13 protein-coding genes and 1 pseudogene are annotated in these 18645 nt (G+C 32.8%); 11 read left to right on the top strand and 3 right to left on the bottom strand.

What is annotated here, in order from left to right:
- Positions 1-81: 81 nt before the first annotated feature.
- The gene (locus tag MY04_RS24995) at positions 82-900 is read left to right on the top strand and encodes a DUF4846 domain-containing protein (protein ID WP_066215421.1); all 819 of its coding nucleotides are present in this window, start codon (positions 82-84) and stop codon (positions 898-900) included.
- On the opposite strand, the gene MY04_RS24990 is transcribed toward MY04_RS24995, so the two are convergent.
- From MY04_RS24990 to MY04_RS24980, 3 genes are all read right to left on the bottom strand, one after another.
- The gene (locus MY04_RS24990; protein WP_066215417.1) at positions 890-1315 is read right to left on the bottom strand and encodes a hypothetical protein; all 426 of its coding nucleotides are present in this window, start codon (positions 1313-1315) and stop codon (positions 890-892) included. The genes MY04_RS24995 and MY04_RS24990 overlap by 11 nt on opposite strands.
- Positions 1316-1819: 504 nt before the next feature.
- Positions 1820-3166: a DUF5723 family protein gene (locus tag MY04_RS24985; RefSeq protein WP_066215414.1), complete on the bottom strand. Its 1347-nt coding sequence runs from the start codon at positions 3164-3166 to the stop codon at positions 1820-1822.
- Between the two features lie 4 nt (positions 3167-3170).
- Positions 3171-4850: a hypothetical protein gene (locus MY04_RS24980; RefSeq protein WP_066215411.1), complete on the bottom strand. Its 1680-nt coding sequence runs from the start codon at positions 4848-4850 to the stop codon at positions 3171-3173.
- 442 nt (positions 4851-5292) lie between these two features.
- Here MY04_RS24980 and MY04_RS24975 point away from each other — a divergent pair, with 442 nt between their 5' ends.
- From MY04_RS24975 to MY04_RS24935, 10 genes and pseudogenes are all read left to right on the top strand, one after another.
- The gene (locus tag MY04_RS24975) at positions 5293-5634 is read left to right on the top strand and encodes a hypothetical protein (RefSeq protein ID WP_066215409.1); all 342 of its coding nucleotides are present in this window, start codon (positions 5293-5295) and stop codon (positions 5632-5634) included.
- Positions 5635-5667: 33 nt separating this feature from the next.
- Positions 5668-6552, top strand: a complete 885-nt coding sequence (locus MY04_RS24970) for a UbiA family prenyltransferase (protein WP_066215407.1) — start codon at positions 5668-5670, stop codon at positions 6550-6552.
- Between the two features lie 35 nt (positions 6553-6587).
- Positions 6588-7151: pseudogene (locus MY04_RS28380) on the top strand (type III polyketide synthase); the annotation flags it as partial.
- Between the two features lie 114 nt (positions 7152-7265).
- Positions 7266-7637 carry a 3-oxoacyl-[acyl-carrier-protein] synthase III C-terminal domain-containing protein gene (locus MY04_RS28375; RefSeq protein WP_442899799.1) on the top strand — a complete coding sequence of 124 codons (372 nt, stop codon included), beginning with the start codon at positions 7266-7268 and terminating at the stop codon, positions 7635-7637.
- Positions 7637-8350 carry a methyltransferase domain-containing protein gene (locus tag MY04_RS24960; protein WP_066215404.1) on the top strand — a complete coding sequence of 238 codons (714 nt, stop codon included), beginning with the start codon at positions 7637-7639 and terminating at the stop codon, positions 8348-8350. Before MY04_RS28375 ends, MY04_RS24960 begins: the two co-directional genes overlap by 1 nt.
- Positions 8347-9471: an NAD(P)/FAD-dependent oxidoreductase gene (locus tag MY04_RS24955; protein ID WP_066215402.1), complete on the top strand. Its 1125-nt coding sequence runs from the start codon at positions 8347-8349 to the stop codon at positions 9469-9471. The genes MY04_RS24960 and MY04_RS24955 overlap by 4 nt, the downstream gene beginning before the upstream one ends.
- A gap of 138 nt (positions 9472-9609) precedes the next feature.
- A complete protein-coding gene (locus MY04_RS24950) occupies positions 9610-11559 on the top strand; it encodes a SpoIIE family protein phosphatase (RefSeq protein ID WP_066215400.1) in 1950 nt (649 codons plus the stop codon).
- Between the two features lie 11 nt (positions 11560-11570).
- Positions 11571-13304, top strand: a complete 1734-nt coding sequence (locus MY04_RS24945) for an OmpL47-type beta-barrel domain-containing protein (RefSeq protein ID WP_066215398.1) — start codon at positions 11571-11573, stop codon at positions 13302-13304.
- A gap of 589 nt (positions 13305-13893) precedes the next feature.
- The gene (locus MY04_RS24940) at positions 13894-17049 is read left to right on the top strand and encodes a SusC/RagA family TonB-linked outer membrane protein (protein ID WP_066215396.1); all 3156 of its coding nucleotides are present in this window, start codon (positions 13894-13896) and stop codon (positions 17047-17049) included.
- A gap of 14 nt (positions 17050-17063) precedes the next feature.
- Entirely contained in the window at positions 17064-18533 is a 1470-nt protein-coding gene (locus tag MY04_RS24935) for a RagB/SusD family nutrient uptake outer membrane protein (RefSeq protein WP_066215393.1), read from the top strand.
- Positions 18534-18645: the final 112 nt, after the last annotated feature.

Genomic DNA, 18645 nt, shown 5'->3' with positions numbered 1-18645 from the left:
GTAATAGGTTCACTGAAAAATTGATTTAATATCAAGAAATAGATTACCTATTCTAAAAACAATTAAAACTCAAAATAACTTATGTCAAAATGCTTTAGCTGTTTATCCGTTTTATTATTCTTATTTTTAGGATGTCAGACAATTGCACAAAATAGAACTGAAGAAAGTATTCAAACACGTTTTGATACACCTGAAGGTTATAAAAGAGTAATATTGAAATCGAATACATTCGCCTCTTATCTTCGTCACTTACCATTAAAAGAAAAGGGAGCACCTATTTTAGATTATACAGGACAACCCATCCCAAATCAAAATGCTCATATGGGTGTTATTGATGTTTCCGTAGGATCAAAAGATCTACAACAATGTGCTGATGCTGCAATTCGACTAAGAGCAGAATACCTTTGGAAGGAAAAAGAATTTGATAAAATTGAATTTCATTTTACCAGTGGTCATTTATATAAATGGAATGATCACAAAAAAGGAATGCGACCTGTTGTAAATGCCAATAAAGTAACCTTCGTTAAAAAAGCTACTTTTGATGATTCTTATAAGAACTTCAAGAATTACCTTAATTGGATATTTATTTATGCAGGCAGTATTTCAGTAAATAAAGAAATGGATAAAGTGACTACAAATCAGGAAATAAAAATAGGAGATTTAATTGTCACTCCAGGTAGTCCGGGACATGTTGTCATTATAGTTGATCAGGCAAAAAATGATAGAGGAGAATCAATTTACTTGATAGCTGAAGGATATACACCAGCACAATCCATTCATGTCATTAAAAATACGAATTCACCTAGTTTAAAAGGTTGGTATAAGATAAATAACAATGCAGAGACGATAACAGAGAGGTATCCGTTTTACACAACGAATGTAAGACGTTTTAAAGATTAGTAGACGTCTTACTCAACCATTCAATAGCCTCATTATAATCTTCAAAATACATGATTTCGTACCCATAGATTTCATTCGATTCATCCATGGTTTGATCGTAACTAACTTGTGCAAATAAATCCGCAGAAACTAACCAAGCCATATGGGTGACTTGAATTTTCTCTAACACTTTTTGAAAATGATGATTTACCCATTCTTGAGTGTCTGGTAATATATTAAATAAAGCATCCGTGGTATCCACTAAAATTTTAGAAGGTTCTAAAGTTTTAGTGGCTTCCATGCTTCTTAAAACTTCTTTTTTATAGACTTCCTCGTCTAATTCAATAGGGGTAAACCATATGTTTTTTATTATTTCTTCTTCTTCACACCATTCGACCTGATGGAATTCTGATCTATAATAAAGGTCAAATTTCATAGCTATAAAATTGCGTATTTAATTGGTATTATAATTTATAAAAATAAATGATTACTCAGCTTATTTTTATAAAAAAATATCTTCATTATAACTTGATTCGGTTATATATATAATTGTTTATAGGTATTGTTTAAAGTATTGATAATAAACGTGATATATAATGGTCTTAATTCGGAATATACTGGAATTAATTCTGAAATCGAATTCAATGCAAGGCCGTTAATTAATGTGTAAGAGATGATAAATTGAGAATCACGACCCAAAAAATAAAATGTGGCACATTTACAAATGTGCCACTTATTACTCGAAAAAATTAAGTTGATTCTTTACCGTACGAATACAGCAAGTATTACTTGCTTTGCTTTATAGGACAAAGCAAAAGATAAATGATGTTTTGATAAATTGATAATGATTACTAAATGAAGTAAAAAACCTAGTTTCTAGATATTTACTTAGATGTTTCAAAGGCTGTTTCTATCCATAGAAACAGCCTTCATTATATAATTATATTTTCTTAGATCTTCCGAATTTTAAATTCATACCAAATCGTAAGTTTGCAGTAGCTGATTTTTCCCAATTAACTGCTGCACTTAATAAATTGTCGGTAATAAAATACATTTGGAAACCAGGGAATCCAACGGATACCATTCCTCCAAAATTAGTTAAACTTTGTTTGTCAGCAGAATAACTAAGACCAATACCAAAAGATCTACCTAATTTTTGTTGTGCATGAAGCGTAAATGAAGGGAAGACTGTTTTATCAAAAACTGTTTGAGAATAGAGGGCACCAAATGTAGTGCTTTTTGTAAACTTGAATGAAGTACCTAAGTTGAACGTCCAAGGCATAACGGTTACATCTGTTTTTTCCTCACCTTCAAAATTATTAAACTGTAATGTATCTAAACTTGGGATAGGACTAGTTACCTCATTCCCCTTCATAATATCATCAAGGTTAATACCTTTAAAATTAATAGCTGCCAAATCAGAGTCATATTTAATCTGATCTCTATCGTCCCAACGAATAGCACCTAAACTAATCAAAGAGGATTCAATCGTCCATTTATCAGTTAATTCGTAGGTAGCACCTAAATCAACAGCAAAACCATAGTTTTTAACTTCTGCTAAAGATTCAACGGCATCCATTTCATTGACAGAAAAATTATTCTCTTCATCTATATATTCTCCTAAACCATAACCAGAGAAAGTCAAACGACCATCTACCTCAGTATCGTAACTAGTGTTGTCTTTCTGCATAAATGATCCCTCTGCTTGTGCCTTTAATTGATGCGTACCAGATAAGAATTTAAGAGTAACCCCTAAAGTAAGTTTGTCTGTCACTTTAAAGTTAGAACCCAAATTAACTGATACATAACCGATGCCATCAATTAAAGCAGAGATTTCTTGTTTCTGTCCAAGTACACCTGGAGCTGCAGGTCCTCTTAATAGGAAATCAAACATATTGTCAGTATAGACTACTCTTTGCCATAAGCCATAGTTTACACTAACTCTAAAACCAAAATTATCTGTCTGATGATAGATGCCTAATATTTCAGAACTTAAACCACTTAATTGAGTATTGTTGTTGGGTTTAAGCAGGTTATTTAAGGCATTTTGATTGATATATCCTTGACCATTTTGCTCATAATAGATATCAGAAAATGAAAACTCATTATAAGCAACCATGCCAATATTAGTCACTGGAATACTCACCACCCATTTTGAATCCATTTTTCTTGCTGGATTTATCTGCTGTGATTGAGCAACATCATTTTGGAAAAATAAAGTATTTACCTGCTGGGCAAAAGATGAGTAGCCCAAAAATAAAAAGGCGATAATTAAATATTTTTTCATAAGATTAGTTTGAGCTGTTAGGAGTATCGATAGAAGCATTAATGTATAAACCAGAGATCAATTCTAGACTTTGGTTTTCTTTAATTTCTACAGGTTCTAATGTGTCTGTAGACGGATCCGCATCTGCAGTCATTTCAAAAACAACCTCTATAGATGAAGATTTTAATAATGCGGATACTTGCTCAATTGTTAAGCTAGTTTCTAAGTAATTTTTTGTGATACTAGCATTTTTACCTTCATTATCTGTAGTAGCAGGTAAAATGCTTGTTTGATCATCGTTTCCGTCAATACGAATTACAGCTTCTGGGAAAACATCTGATTCGGTGTAAACCAGAAGAGATAGGTTACCTGAAACCGCAATTTCATTATTCATCTCACTTCTTAGAATCGCTTTATGTAATTCTAAGACCTCAATGCCAAAATCTAGCTCAGCATTTGTCTTACTTCTATGTACATATTGGTTGAAACCGACGTAAAGAGGGACTTTACCATAAACATGAGTAGTAATAAGATCTTCTCTACTAAATTGTACTTTTTCACCTGGAGCCACATAATATTGGATCAATCCTGTTAAGGAAACATGTTTAGGTTGTTCACTTAAAATATCGTCGGACTCATATACATATTCTTCAACCACATACGGAGTAGTAAAATCAATAGCTCTCTCTACATTTAAAATCTGTGTTTTTTCTGTATTATCTAAAGATGATGAAAAATAGACAGGTAATGTAGAATTATCTTTCATCACTGCTTTTAGTTGGTCTGTTAAATCGATATGACCAGTGGCTCCAATCGGGTTTTCAAAGCTAAATGAGATTTGAGTTTCACCAAAAACTACTTTTGTGCCGTTATCAAAAATATCTTTTAAGTAGTTTAATTCAATTTGTTCTTCAGGAATAGTTACAGGATCAACTGATTTTCCATCTTTAAAAAAGATCTCTAATCGAGCAATCTCATTATCATCACTAAAGTCTATTTCCTTGTAATATGCACTAGCTGCTTGTTGATTGGAATTGAAATATTGTATCTTAAGAGTAGGACTTTTTTCGTTATTGATCCATACTCCTTCCAAAGGTAGAGTAGCTGTTTCTAATGTGTTAGGTGAACTCACATACGTGGTATTTGTAATAGTTTCATCTCCATTCAAGCCAGAACCTGATAAAGTCAGAGTGATATAACCACCTGCTGTGCCTTTAAAAAGAACTTCTAAATTACCCTTATCAAATTCAAGTTTGGAAACATTTCCAATTTCATTTGATATCGTAAGGCAGTTACCGCTCACACAATTTGATGGATCCTCCGTGAATTCAAAAGAGATACCTTCTTGAGGAAACAAAACTTCTGTAGGTAAACTATAATCAAAATTTACCTTGAAAAAGTTGTTTGAGTTTGTACCACCGAACGCCTCTACAATGTCTTCGACGTTAGCAACCTCAATATCATCTGTAAATTCAAAGTATATATGTCCTTCTTCATCCGTTTTAATATTTTCTTTTTGATCTTCTTTAAGAAAATCTAGGAAGTTTATTTTACCATTTACTAGAGGAAGTCCAACATGATAATCTTCGATAGGGGCAGTTTTTAAATTTGAAAAATCCACTTCAGGACCGCACCCAAATAAAATAACAATTAGAGCAACAGCAATTGTTTTAAATCTCAAAAAATGAAAGAGTTTATAAGTCATAAATTTATTGATAGAATTCAGTTTATTTTTGCAAAGAATAGAGTTTGAAAGAGTTACACATTTTGCAAAACTTGTATATGTTTAGATTCGTAAAAAAATAAAAAAGCAATAATTGAAATTAAGATTATTTAATGAATGAACGAAATCTTTTCTAATAAATTTTAAAAATTAAGAAACATAAAAAAAAACCACCCTAAGGGGTAGTAGAGAATAGTAGTTAGTCTTGTACTTTTGATATATCTAATAAATTAACTTAAAAAAGAATTTAAAGGTTCTTTACCCGTATTTAACTTTCTTTGATAAAAGAAATAACAAAAAGGAGGCCAAAATGGTCTCCTTTATTTTTTTGTAGAAATAATTTGGTTTTTAAAAACTTTAATATAAAATTTATAAAACGTTGCTACACTAAAATATAACTTACCAAGATTAACTTAAACTATCTATGGCTTACCTACTAAATCAAAAGAGTAATAACCTACATTTAGAACTTCTAGAACCGTATAACCTTACTCAACTATGTGAAGCTTTTACTGATGCTGCAGTGATGCTAGCAAATAAAGGCTGTGAAAAGCTTGTTATTGATACCTTAAAGCTGGAAACACCATTCTCGTTAATTGACCGTTGTCATTTAATCTCTAACTTGTCTGAATTCGGATTTAAAAGAAGCACACCATTAATTAATGTTTGTGGTTCGGATGATGATTACAGACGAAACATGGAAACTTTGGCCAAGAATAGAGGTTGGAACCTTACTACAATAGTGGGAACTAATAGTAGTAGGTGAAAACTGTAATGATGTAAAGAACAAATAAACTTTATGAAGAAAGAATTAAAGGAAACTATACTTTTATTAAGAATTCCATTCTCAGTCTACTTAATGCCTATATTTATTTTCAGTTTAAGTCAAACACCTGTTATAAATGTTACCCAGGCAATCATTTCCTTTCTCATACTTCATTTGTTTGTTTATCCTGCATCAAACGGCTACAATAGCTACGAAGATAAAGATACCGAGAGTATTGGAGGTCTTGAAAAACCACCGCTGCCTTCCAAATTACTTTATCAAGTAGTATTAATATTTGATATATCTGCCTTGCTTTTATCTATTATATTCATCAATTGGATGTTCACATGTCTCGTAGCAACCTATGTGTTAATGTCTCGATTATATAGTTATAAAGGCGTTCGCCTAAAAAAATATCCAATTATCAGTTTTCTAACGGTCTTTGTCTTTCAAGGCTTTTGGACTTTTTGGATGGTTTATGAAGCTGTGGATGCATCAAATATTGAGTTCTTTAACACCGATCTTCCTTGGGCTGCTTTAGCAAGTTCCTTGATGATCGGTGGGGCTTATCCCTTATCACAAATTTATCAGCACAAACAGGATCAAGAAAGTGGCGATTTTACCATAAGTATTTTATTGGGTATAAGGGGTACCTTTATTTTTTCAATTGTCTTATTTACTGCTGCTGCAATCTTTTTGTACTATTATTTCGAAATACTATATCATGGTAGTATCCTGATTTTTATAAGCTGCTTATCTCCTTTGTTGTTATGGTTTAATTATTGGATGTTTGTGACTTGGAAAGATGCAAATAATGCAAACTTCAAGAATCTGATGATGATGAATAATATTTCTGCTATCTGCATGAATTTATGTTATATAATTTATGCATTACAAAACCATACATCGATTTTTTAGTTATATTCAAGAAATAAGATCCAAACAGTCCAAACATGACTTACATTCATAAAATAACTACCGCATCCCCTAAAAATGTCTATTCTCAATCAGAACTAGAAAAATTGATGCATGAAGTGTATCAGTTTAACACGGAAAAGGAAGAACGTTTGATGCGCATGATATACCACAAATCAGGTATAGATAAACGAAAATCTGTGATTGATGATTTTCTTCAATTTTTTAAATCTGATATTCCGCCTTCACTCGAAGAACGCATTGATGTGTTTAAAGATAAAGGATTAGCATTAGCTAAAAATGCGGCAGATAGCTGTTTAGTGGATGAAGACCGTTCATCTATTACACATATAATTACAGTTTCTTGTACAGGTATTTCGGCTCCAGGAATTGATATTGACTTAATCCAACTTTTGGAATTACAGCATACGACTGTAAGAACTACTGTAAATTTTATGGGTTGTTATGCGGCTTTTCATGCCTTACGATTGGCCGATCAAATATGTAAGTCTACACCAAAATCAAAAGTGCTTATTGTTGATGTAGAGTTATGCTCCTTACATTTTCAGAATAAAACAGACGACGATAATTTATTAGCCAATACACTATTCGCAGATGGTGCAGCTGCTATTTTATTATCAAGTGATAAACGAACAGATAGCCTTTTTGAAATTGACGATTTTGCTTCACGATTGTCTTTCCAAGGGAAAAAAGATATGGCATGGGATTTATCAAGTACTGGCTTCCAAATGAAACTAAGTACTTATGTGCCTAGATTAATAGAACAAGATATAAAAGTACTCCTTGATGATGTTTTAAATGATAAAAATATCCAAAGAGATCAACTTAGATGGGCTTTTCACCCTGGAGGTCAACGCATTTTAACGAGTATAGCCAAAGCATTATCAATTGACTTGGAAGACTTACAACCTAGTTTTGAAGTATTAAAAGAAAATGGAAATATGTCATCTGTTTCTATTCTTTTTGTTTTGAAGAAAATTAGTCAGATAAATGAAGATAATCCGATTTTTGCTGCTGGTTTTGGTCCTGGGTTAACGATGGAAGCAATGACTTTAAATCGAGTATAATGAGCGTATCTTTTGTCAATAGATCGTATGAGTTAGAATTGTTAGATGCACCCAACATTCCAACAGAAGATTTATATCAAAACCTAAAGGAACTACACATCATTAACCATTACTTGGGCGGATATCAAGTGATGTTAAAGGGGATAAAAAACTTATTAAAAGGTATTGATAAGCATCAGAAAGTAAGAATACTTGATATTGGATCGGGTGGTGGAGATACCCTTAAAGTGATTCATCAGAAACTTGGAGATAAATATAACTTAGACTTAGTAGGAGTAGATCTGAAATCAGATTGCATTCAATATTCTACTACCAATTGTAATGGGTTACCCATTCAATTTATTCAATCAGATTATAGGAACTTAATTCATGATCAAGATAAATTTGATATCATAGTAAGTAGCCTTTTTTGTCATCATTTAGATGATGCTTCTCTTATCGAGTTGTTTTCTTGGATGCAGAACAATGCAAAAATTGGTGGGGTAGTAAATGATTTACACCGACATCCTTTGGCCTATTTCAGTATCAAGTGGATAACAAAAATACTTTCTAACAGTTACTTAGTAAAAAACGATGCACCATTATCGGTCGCAAGAAGTTTTAAAAAAAATGATTTCACAAAATTATTAAAGAAAGCCAAAGTCTCAAAGTATCAATTAAAATGGTATTGGGCGTTTAGATGGCTTTTAACTTTTAAGAACATAGGGGGATGAAAGATGTCATAATTATCGGCGGAGGTTTAGGTGGCTTGTCACTTAGCATACAATTACAACGAAAGGGGATGAGTTGTGTTCTTTTAGAACAAAAAACGTATCCTTTCCATAGAGTGTGTGGAGAATATATCAGCTATGAAGCATGGCCTTTTTTGACTTCTTTAGGGGTAGACCCTGACCAATATCAATTACCTAAAATAAATAAATTAAGAGTCAGTAGTAACAATGGAGATGTTTTGGAAAAAACGATGCCTCAAGGGGGACGTGGTATTTCTAGATATTTCCTAGATAATCTTTTATATGAAATCGCTTTAAATGATGGCGTTGATGTTAGAACAAGTTGTAAAGTAAACGCTGTTTATCAAGAAATAACCGGATGGGAAGTTCATACAACAAGTGGAAATATAAAAGGAAGAACGGTGGTAGGTGCTTTTGGGAAACGATCATCACTCGATAAATTCTTTGAAAGAAATTATTTGAAGAAGAACTTATCGAATTCTCGATTGAAAAATTTTGTTGGTGTCAAATATCACTTAGAAGGGGATTTCCCTGATGATGTAATTGAGTTACATAATTTTTCAGGTGGTTATTGTGGTATATCAAAAGTGGAGAACGATAAAATATGTATGTGTTACTTATCAAGAGGACAAAATCTAAAGAAGGTAAGAACACTCAAAGAAATGGAAAGTGCTTATTTATCTAAAAATCCATTTCTTAGAAAATATTTAGAGTTTGACAGGGCTTGGGATAAACCTGTAAGTATAGCCAAAATTGACTTTTCAAGTAAAAATCTAATAGAATCGAACATTCCAATGATAGGTGATGCTGCTGGTTTAATTGCCCCTCTTTGTGGTAATGGCATGAGTATGTCGTTGCAATCTTCAGTGATGCTAGCAGATTTACTTCTTGATTATCTAAATGATAATTTGTCATGGGACGAATTAGTGGAACACTATAAAAGTGAATGGAAGCAGACTTTTGGTAAACGATTATTTATTGGAAGAAGTATTCAAAAAGTATTTGGGGAAGAGTATTCTACTTCGATTATGATCAATTTATTAAAGAGAATGCCCAAAGTAACAGATAAGCTTATTTCTTCTACTCATGGAGAAATTTTTTAAAGTATTTGCACTTATCAAACATCAAACAGACTAAAAAAAAGAACTACTTAAAAAACTTGAACCTATAGAAACAAAATCAAGTTGATACAATTGAAAAATTAAAGACCTAATTAAAAATCACCCAACCCGATTAACATAATGAGGAGAACTATTTTACTACTCCTCTTGATTTTGCTACCATCTTTTAATCATTTCGTGAAGGCACAAGATAAAATGTCTGATGAAACGGTTCAAACAGTTTTAAATCTAGAGGGAAAAAAGCTCAACAGTCTCGTTGATAGCTTAGGTGAGAACATCCCAAAAATTCCATTGAGCCAAGAATACCAAAAATTAATTACAGATTTATTAGTTCAAAGAGATAAGTTTTTAAAAAGAAAGCTCTATAAAGAAGCTTCAGGTAGTCTAAATGAAATAGCAACGATTTATTGGGAACACTTTTATTTAAGCGATGCGAGAAAATATTTTCATGAATCGCTTAAGTTAAATGCCAAAATCGGAAATCATAATGGTATCGGTAAGTTGAATAATAATATCGGAATGATTTGTTTTGATTATGGTGATTATAACTTAGCGCTAGAATATTTTGAGATTACTTTAGAGCAAAGACAAAAAGACTTGAAGCAAAAAGACCCTTTGTTATCTTCTTTGACCAATGTAGCGTTAACCCACAATAAATTAGGTAATTATAATGATGCAATTATTCATTTAAAGTCAGCAGAATCGGTTGCTCAGAAAATGAATGAGCCTGAAAGAATACGTGCCATTTATGGTATGCTATCAGAAACGTATGAAAAAGCAGGAGATGCCATTAATGCACAAAAATATTTCGATTTGTACAGAACTTTTCATGAGTTGATCCTTAAGCAAAAAGAAGTAAAAATTCAGCAGAGTATTAGAGAGTCAGAACTAGAGAAAAAATTATTGCAATTAGAGAAAGAGAATAAAGAATTACAGCTAGTAAAGACCCAGCAAGAATTACTTAAAACAGAAAACGAATTGGCAGAAAGTGATTCTGCAAATGTGGCTTTAACCAAAGTAGCTACAAAGAAAGAGCTGCAGATATTAACTTTAAAGCAAGAGAAAGATATTCAAAGATTAGAGTTGAAAGAACAGGAATACCTGAATAAATCTCAGAAAAGAGAACATCAGGTGAGGATGTTGATCCTTTCATTCTTTATTCTTTTTCTATTAATCATAGCTATTTTGATTTACAGAAGTTATATCAATAAGCAAAAGGCGAATAAAAAATTAGCTACTCAAAAGGAAAAAATTCAATATCAGAAAGAGCAATTAGAAATTCAGAATACAAGCATTACTCAAAGTATTACCTATGCGGCTTATATTCAAAAAGCAGTATTGGAAGAAGTGAGTTTGTTATCACAATATGCCGATGATTCTTTTATCTTTTTCAATCCAAGAGACCTTGTATCAGGCGACTTTTATTGGTTTAAAGAGGTGACTACAGATGATCATCATAAATCATTAATTGCAACCGCAGTGGATTGTACAGGACACGGTGTACCGGGAGCGATTATGTCGATGATTGGTGTGAAATTGTTGGATCAAATAGTCCTAGATGAACATCAGACAGTTCCTAGTATAATACTCGATCAATTGCATAAAGGAATAAAAGAATCACTACATCAAGAGGAGACACATTTAAGTGATGGGATGGATATGGCATTGGTCAACATCAATAAAAAAGAACGTAAGGTTCAATTTTCTGGCGCTAGAAATCCCATTATTTATATTCAAGATGGTGAGTTGACGCTAATCAAAGGAAATAAAAAATCTATAGGTGATGAATTATCAGTTAAGGATGATTTCTCTTATACAAATCATGAGATCATTCTGGATAAAACTACTTGGATATATATATTTTCTGATGGTTTCGTTGATCAGTTTGGTGGTGAGAAAGGGGGGAAATATATGATGAAAAGACTAAAGAAATTATTGATCGATCACCATAACAAAAATGGTGATGAGCAATTAGAAATACTTAAAAATGAATTCAACCAGTGGAAAAATAATGAAGAACAAGTAGATGATGTACTTGTAATGGGTATTAAAATCAATATTGAAGCCTAATTTAACCTAAAATGAAAACTCACTTATTAATTGTATTACAATTCTTCTCTTTAGCATTGAGTGGACAGGAAATATTAAATCATCGTCAACGATCCCATGTTGATTCAACTAATAAGTTTTATCAACAAGCTGATCTGCCTCTATATTTATTTGTAGCTACTGATATTAATGGTAAAGATTTACATCAGATGTCTATTAAAACAAATGGAAAGTTTAAATCAGAGCCAGTGTTTTTAGATGGACATGGCGTTCACTCATTTAAACATTTTGATGAAATCGATAACGTCGAACAACGTTTTTATGTCTATGCCGATGGCAGGGCTCCAGAGTCAACATTGTCCTTTTTTCGAGCTACGAAATATATAAATAATGAATCAACAATATTTTATGGAAAAGAGCTTGTAGTTGATCTTAAAAGTGAGGATGATATGGTTGGGGTGGATAGTATTTTTCATTCTATAAATGGTATTCGATACCTACCTTATGAGGGGAAAATAAATTTTGACAAAGAAGGTGATTATGTTTTCAAATACTATGCTACGGATAAAGTTGGAAATGTTGAAAATGTGAAAACAAAATCATTTATCGTTGACCATTCATCTCCTGAAACAAATTATGTCATTAATGGTGTGTCTGTTGGAAATACCATAGCTACCAACACTAAATTATTTTTAGAAACAAGTGATTCTTTGTCTGGAGTAGACGATTTATATTATCGATTTAATGAGGAAGAATTTAAGTCAATTTCTTCAAAAGTACCTCTCGATTTTTCACACTTAGAAGATGGAGATCATATTTTAGAATTTTATGCAAAAGACAATGTAGGTAACATTGCAGAAATAGAAAAATTCAATTTTTATTTAGACAAAAGTGCTCCTATCACCGCTGCTGATATTATAGGTGATCGATTTTTAGTAAATGGTAAACTATTTTTCTCTGGAAGGACAAAATTGAAGATTACAGCAGTAGACAACAAAGTAGGTGTTAGAGATGTTTTGTATTCTATTGATGGGGAGGATTTCAAATCCTATTCGGATCCATTTTATTTGCCATCACAGTCGGGTGAACATATCGTAAAGTTTTTCTCTATTGACCATCTACAAAATAGAACTGATGCAGAGAAAGATGCATTCTTACATAAAGTGAGTAAGTTCTATGTAGATCTTGTGGGCCCAAGTTTAACACATCAATTTGATGGGCCTACTTTTGAGAAAGAGGATACTATATTCATAAGCAATAAAACAAAATTGGTTTTAAATGCCAAAGACCATGAATCTGGACTTCAATACATTGCATTTAATAAGAATGGTCAGGGTGAGGAACAAAAATATGAGGATGCCATCATCATAGATAAAGAGGGGCTACATACTATCGATTATCATGGTTACGATAATGTAAATAATCGAAATACCAAATCGGTTACTTTTATGGTCGATACGGAAGGACCTGATGTATTCCACCACTTTTCCATTGATGACATAGGAACAAATAGCTCAGATAAATTATCTCTTTACCCGCATTATGTTTCTGTTTTCTTAGCAGCAACTGACAAGCATACAGGCTATAAACGAATGTTTTACAGTATTAATGGAAAACAAGAATTACCTTATACCGGAGTGATTGATGGTTTTAAAAGAAATAAGAAATACAATATTAAAATCCGATGTGTGGATAAATTAGACAATGAGAAAGAATATAATTTTGCCTTTAGAACTGTAAAAAAGAAAGAAGAAGCTCAAGAATAAAACATTTGTACTTATAATCTTTAGAATAGAGTTAAGTAAGGTTTTCAATCAGCAAAAGTTAAAATATTTAAGATATAATTAGGCAAAATTGGGTGAGAAAGGTAGATCATACTATGATCTGCTTTTTTTGTTTATAAAATATTCAATCAATCCAGTGTAATTTTATTAATAATAAAATTATCATGATTTCCATTTAATAAAATCATATTTGAATAGATGTATATATTATCAAGTTATTTTTATCTGAACAGAATAAAATACTGCAAAATGTTTAATTACAAAATCAAATAGTAAGTTAAAATCAATTAGGATATTGTTAACAACTCCAGGTGGGTTGAATTATAGAATTGTAACATTTGATTTATATGTTGTTAACATAAAAAATTTAACATGATGTTACATTATTTTCAATATTGCGTAAGAATTAACAACGAATTCAATATTATCAATCAATTATCATACTGTTTATACGTATAGCGGTCCCATCAAATTTCTATTTATTCCTTGCTAGTATTTAACTAGGGTTTATATAGTGTGCTCTCTGGTTAAAGAAATAAATATTGACACTTTTAAATAGAAATTAAACCAAATGTTAAATTTTAAGCAACTTCAATCTATCATCTTGCTTTCTCTGGGCATAGTTGCAAGTGCATGGGCACAAGAGAGGCAAATAACAGGTCAGGTGACCGAAGAAACAGGCGAACCAATACCAGGCGTTACAGTTTTACTTAAAGGAACCACTAAAGGATCAATTACAGATATTGATGGTAAATACCACATTCAATCATCAAATGATAAGGATGTTTTAGTATTTAGTTTTGTTGGTTATCAAAGCAAAGAAATATCAGTAGGAGGTCAATCTACAATTAATGTGGCACTGCCAGTTGACACAGAAGAATTAGACGAGGTAGTAGTTATTGGTTATGGCACATCCGAAAAGAGTGCTTTTACAGGTTCTGCAACAATGGTAGATGCAGGACAAGTAGAGAATATCCAAACATCTAATCCAGTAGCAGGGTTAGAAGGAACCGTACCGGGTCTATCTATGACTGGAATTACTGGTCAACCAGGTTCTTCTCCAAATATCAATATCCGTGGTTTTTCTTCCATTAACCAATCTCAATCACCTTTGATTATCTTGGATGGCACACCTTATGATGGACCTCTAAACGCTATTAACCCTAAAGATATTGAATCATTTTCTGTACTAAAAGATGCTTCAGGTACAGCAATTTATGGTTCTAGAGCTACAAATGGTATTATTATGATTACCACAAAGAATGGTAAAAATAATAAACCAACCATCAACTTTTCAGCAAGATATGGAGTCTCTCAACGTGCATTTAAAGAGTACGATAGAGTAGATGAAAAAGGGTATTATGAGTTGATGTTCCAAGCCTATAAGAATGACATTCAAGCGGCAGATCCAAACGCTTCGGAAGCAGATATTAGAGATTATGTAAAGCATAATTTAATTGATAAAGAATTAAAATATAATGCATACAATGTTCCTAACGACGAGGTATTAGACGAAAATGGCCACTTAAATCCAAATGCTAAATTATTGTATTCTGATGATTGGCAAAAAGAAATGTTTGGTACGGCTAAACGTCAGGAGTATAACTTATCAATTAACGGGGGTAATGAAAATTCAGACTATTTTATCTCCACAGGATATTTAAACGAAGAAGGTATAGTAAACAACTCTGGTTTCGAAAAATTAACGACGAGAGTAAAAGCCAATACAGACGTGAAACCTTGGTTGAAAGTTGGAGCAAATTTAAACTATGCTTATACGAAATCAAGATCTATTGGTGCAACAAAAACCTCTATGGCTAATCCATTCTATACCACACGTATAATGGGTCCTATTTATCCAGTTTATGCAAGAGATGCACAAGGTAATATTATCAATGACGATCAGGGTAATAGAATGTATGATTTTGGATCTGGTGAAACTCTTGGTCAGACAAGACCATTTGCTCCAATGACTAACGTTGTAGCAGTGAATCAATTGGATGTAAACGGATACAAAAGACATAACTTAGGAGCGAGAGGTTTTATTAGCATTGATTTCTTAAAAGATTTCAATTTTAAATCGAATATCTCTACAGATATCATTTATACTAATTCTGGAAGAACACAGAACAAAGAATTTGGTGATGCATCTGCAGTTGGTGGTAGATCATACAAAACAAATTCTTTAGGACAATCTTATACATTTAACCAAGTATTAACCTATCACAAACAGATTGCTGATAGACATGGTGTTAACGTGACTTTAGGACATGAGAATTATAAATATTCATACGATTATTTACATGCCACAAGATCTGGATATCCTATATCTGGATTGACTGAATTAGCAGCAGCATCGAATACTGAAAAAGCTAACTCGTATCTTGATGAACATACTATTGAATCTTATTTTGGTAGAGTGGGGTACAACTTTGATCAGAAATATTTTGTGGATGCCTCTTTCCGTAAAGATGGATCGTCAAGATTTAGTAAACAGTCAAGATGGGGTTCGTTCTGGTCGTTAGGAGCTTCATGGAGAGTATCTCAAGAAAACTTTATGCAAGACGTTTCTTGGGTGAATGATCTAAAATTAAGAGCTTCTTACGGTGTTGTCGGTAACGAGGGAGTAACTGATGACGATGGATATCAAGTGTACTATCCTTGGGATGCCTTATATGATATGAGTTATTCTAATGCCTCCGCAAATGGTGGTAAGTTAACCTCTTTATCTAATCCGAATTTGATGTGGGAGAAAAACGTATCCACCAATTTAGCGGTTGACTTCGCATTATTCAATAGACTAAGTGGTACTGTAGAATACTATATCAGAGACTCAAAAGATTTGATTATGGATCAACCTTTGGCGCCTTCTTTAGGATTTGATTCTGTAACTAAAAATGTGGGTGCAATAAGAAATAAAGGTATAGAAATTTCACTGAGCTATGATGCTATTAAAGCCCCTTCAGGGTTTAATTGGACGGTTGGATTTATAGGTTCAAAAGTCTACAATGAAATCACTGAGCTATCACAAGATCAGTATATAAAAGGTACTAAACTTTGGAAAGTGGGTAATTCAATCTATGATTTCTACTTGGTAGATTATGCTGGCGTTGATCCACAAACAGGAGATGCCCTTTATTGGAGAAATGTAATGGATGCTGAAGGAAACCCAACCGGAGCACGTGAAAAGACGACAGATTATGATGGAGCTTTAAATGATTCTAGAAAAGTGGTTGGATCAGCGATTCCAGATTTCCAAGGATCAATTAATAACATGTTCTCTTATAAAGGTTTTGATTTAAGTATTTTAGCTACCTTCTCCTTAGGTGGTAAAATATATGATAATACTTATGCCGACTTAATGATGCCAACTTATGGTCAGGCCATGAGTTCAGATTTAAAAGGAGCTTGGCAAAAACCGGGAGATATTACAGATATACCTCGATTAGAAGCACGAGACGATTCCAATGTCAATAAAAGTTCTTCTAGATTCTTAACTGATGCGACTTACTTCGGTATAAGAAACATCACCTTGGGGTATACTTTCCAACCTAATTTAGTGAAGAAGCTAAAAGTTGGATCAATGAGAACGTACATCACAGCGGATAATATTTGGTATTCAACACAACGACAAGGGTTGTACATCAATCCAGCTAGATCAGGGATAACATCCTACAATTATGTTCCTGTACGCACAATTTCAGTTGGTTTAGATCTTACACTTTAATTTAGAACATCACAATGAGAAATATATATAAAGCAGTAATCCTAGCAACAACATTAGCCTTGGCTACATCTTGTACTGACGATTACTTAGACCGTCAGCCTTCTGATTCCATATCGAAGACACAATTGTTGGCCACGCCAGAAGGGGCAGAAGTAGCAATAAATGGTGTATATAGAAATATGTACAAAGGCCAAAATAAAAGTCATGATAGCTTTGGAGAAACGGCCGTAAATATAGGTAATGATATTAAAGGAGAGGATTTGTATCCAGCATCACGTGGTCACAATTACTTTATTGGTGACTACAATTGGCAGAAAAGGTTAGCATCATATAGACGCACTTACTTTGTATGGTATTATTACTATGGCAATATCGCGAACTTAAATGAGGTGATTAACGCTACAGTAAACATGAATGGGGATCAGGATCAAATTGATAATGTTCGTGGTCAAGCTTTAACATTGAGAGGGTATTTTTATTTCAAATTGATACAAATGTATCAGTTTACTTATAAAGGTCATGAAAATGCTCCTGGAGTCCCTTTATATACAGAACCATCTGTAGCAGAAACAACTCCAAAAGATAGAGCAACAGTTCAAGAAGTATATGATCAGATATTATCTGATTTAGTGGAAGGACAAAAGTTACTGAAAGGGAAAACTCCAAAACATATTTCTAATGTCGATGAACATGTCGCTGATGGTATCCTTGCCAGAGTTTATTTAGTGATGGATGATTGGGATAATGCCGCCAAATATGCAAGTGCTGCAAGAAGTGGGTTTGACCTTTTACCTGGAAGTAAATACAGTTATGGTTTCTCTAAAGGAAGTAAATCTGATGGTTGGATTTGGGGAATGGAAGTGAATGCAGAGCAAAAAACGACCTATAATTCCTTCTTTTCTCATATGGATAATACTGCTTATAACTATGCTTCTTTAGGTGCACAAAAGTGCATGAGTAAAGTTTTGTATGATCAATTAGGGGATGATGATGTTCGTAAGGTATTGGTGGTAGATCCTAATAATATCTCTGATGACAAACCTTACACAGAAGTTCCTTACATGTATAATAAATTTGTAATGGAAGAACCATCTACTTGGGCTGCAGATTATGTTTTAATGCGAGCAGAAGAAATGTTATTAATAGAAGCTGAAGCCAAAGCAGAATTAGGTCAAGATGCCACTGCTGCCTCTTTACTTCAAGAATTAGTGGCACAAAGAGATGCTAATAAGGATGTATCTTCCTTAACAGGAGATGCACTAAAACAAGAAATTGATTTACAGAGAAGAGTTGAACTATGGGGTGAAGGCCATAGAATGCTCGATATCCTAAGAAAGAAAATTGGTTTGGATAGAACAAATTCTAGTCACGATGAAGTTTTAGCCGCTGTTATGAAAACGGATCCAGAGGATTACAGAATGTTATTACAGATTCCACAAGAAGAATTTGATGCTAATCCAAATATAAAAATACAGAATAAGTAGAAGTAGTTTGTTATGGAAGTAGAATCGGACTTTGTCTGGTTCTACTTTATTCTACAAGTTATGGATACAAGACATTTAAGAGTAACTATCTGCTTAACACAAGCTCTCTAAA

Origin of the sequence: Flammeovirga sp. MY04, from assembly GCF_001682195.2 — a bacterium.
GTDB lineage: Bacteria > Bacteroidota > Bacteroidia > Cytophagales > Flammeovirgaceae > Flammeovirga > Flammeovirga yaeyamensis.
The sequence above is the reverse complement of the archived record's forward strand: the minus strand, read 5'-3'. Positions and strand labels throughout refer to the sequence as shown.

Excerpts from the sequence above, each read along its gene's own strand:
- MY04_RS24985 (WP_066215414.1), bottom strand. The coding sequence starts at position 3,166 with ATGAAAAAATATTTAATTATCGCCTTTTTATTTTTGGGCTACTCATCT.
- MY04_RS24995 (WP_066215421.1), top strand. The coding sequence starts at position 82 with ATGTCAAAATGCTTTAGCTGTTTATCCGTTTTATTATTCTTATTTTTA.
- MY04_RS24960 (WP_066215404.1), top strand. The coding sequence starts at position 7,637 with ATGAGCGTATCTTTTGTCAATAGATCGTATGAGTTAGAATTGTTAGAT.
- MY04_RS24950 (WP_066215400.1), top strand. The coding sequence starts at position 9,610 with ATGAGGAGAACTATTTTACTACTCCTCTTGATTTTGCTACCATCTTTT.
- MY04_RS24975 (WP_066215409.1), top strand. The coding sequence starts at position 5,293 with ATGGCTTACCTACTAAATCAAAAGAGTAATAACCTACATTTAGAACTT.
- MY04_RS24945 (WP_066215398.1), top strand. The coding sequence starts at position 11,571 with ATGAAAACTCACTTATTAATTGTATTACAATTCTTCTCTTTAGCATTG.
- MY04_RS24955 (WP_066215402.1), top strand. The coding sequence starts at position 8,347 with ATGAAAGATGTCATAATTATCGGCGGAGGTTTAGGTGGCTTGTCACTT.
- MY04_RS24980 (WP_066215411.1), bottom strand. The coding sequence starts at position 4,850 with ATGACTTATAAACTCTTTCATTTTTTGAGATTTAAAACAATTGCTGTT.
- MY04_RS24990 (WP_066215417.1), bottom strand. The coding sequence starts at position 1,315 with ATGAAATTTGACCTTTATTATAGATCAGAATTCCATCAGGTCGAATGG.
- MY04_RS28375 (WP_442899799.1), top strand. The coding sequence starts at position 7,266 with ATGGCATGGGATTTATCAAGTACTGGCTTCCAAATGAAACTAAGTACT.
- MY04_RS24940 (WP_066215396.1), top strand. The coding sequence starts at position 13,894 with ATGTTAAATTTTAAGCAACTTCAATCTATCATCTTGCTTTCTCTGGGC.
- MY04_RS24970 (WP_066215407.1), top strand. The coding sequence starts at position 5,668 with ATGAAGAAAGAATTAAAGGAAACTATACTTTTATTAAGAATTCCATTC.
- MY04_RS24935 (WP_066215393.1), top strand. The coding sequence starts at position 17,064 with ATGAGAAATATATATAAAGCAGTAATCCTAGCAACAACATTAGCCTTG.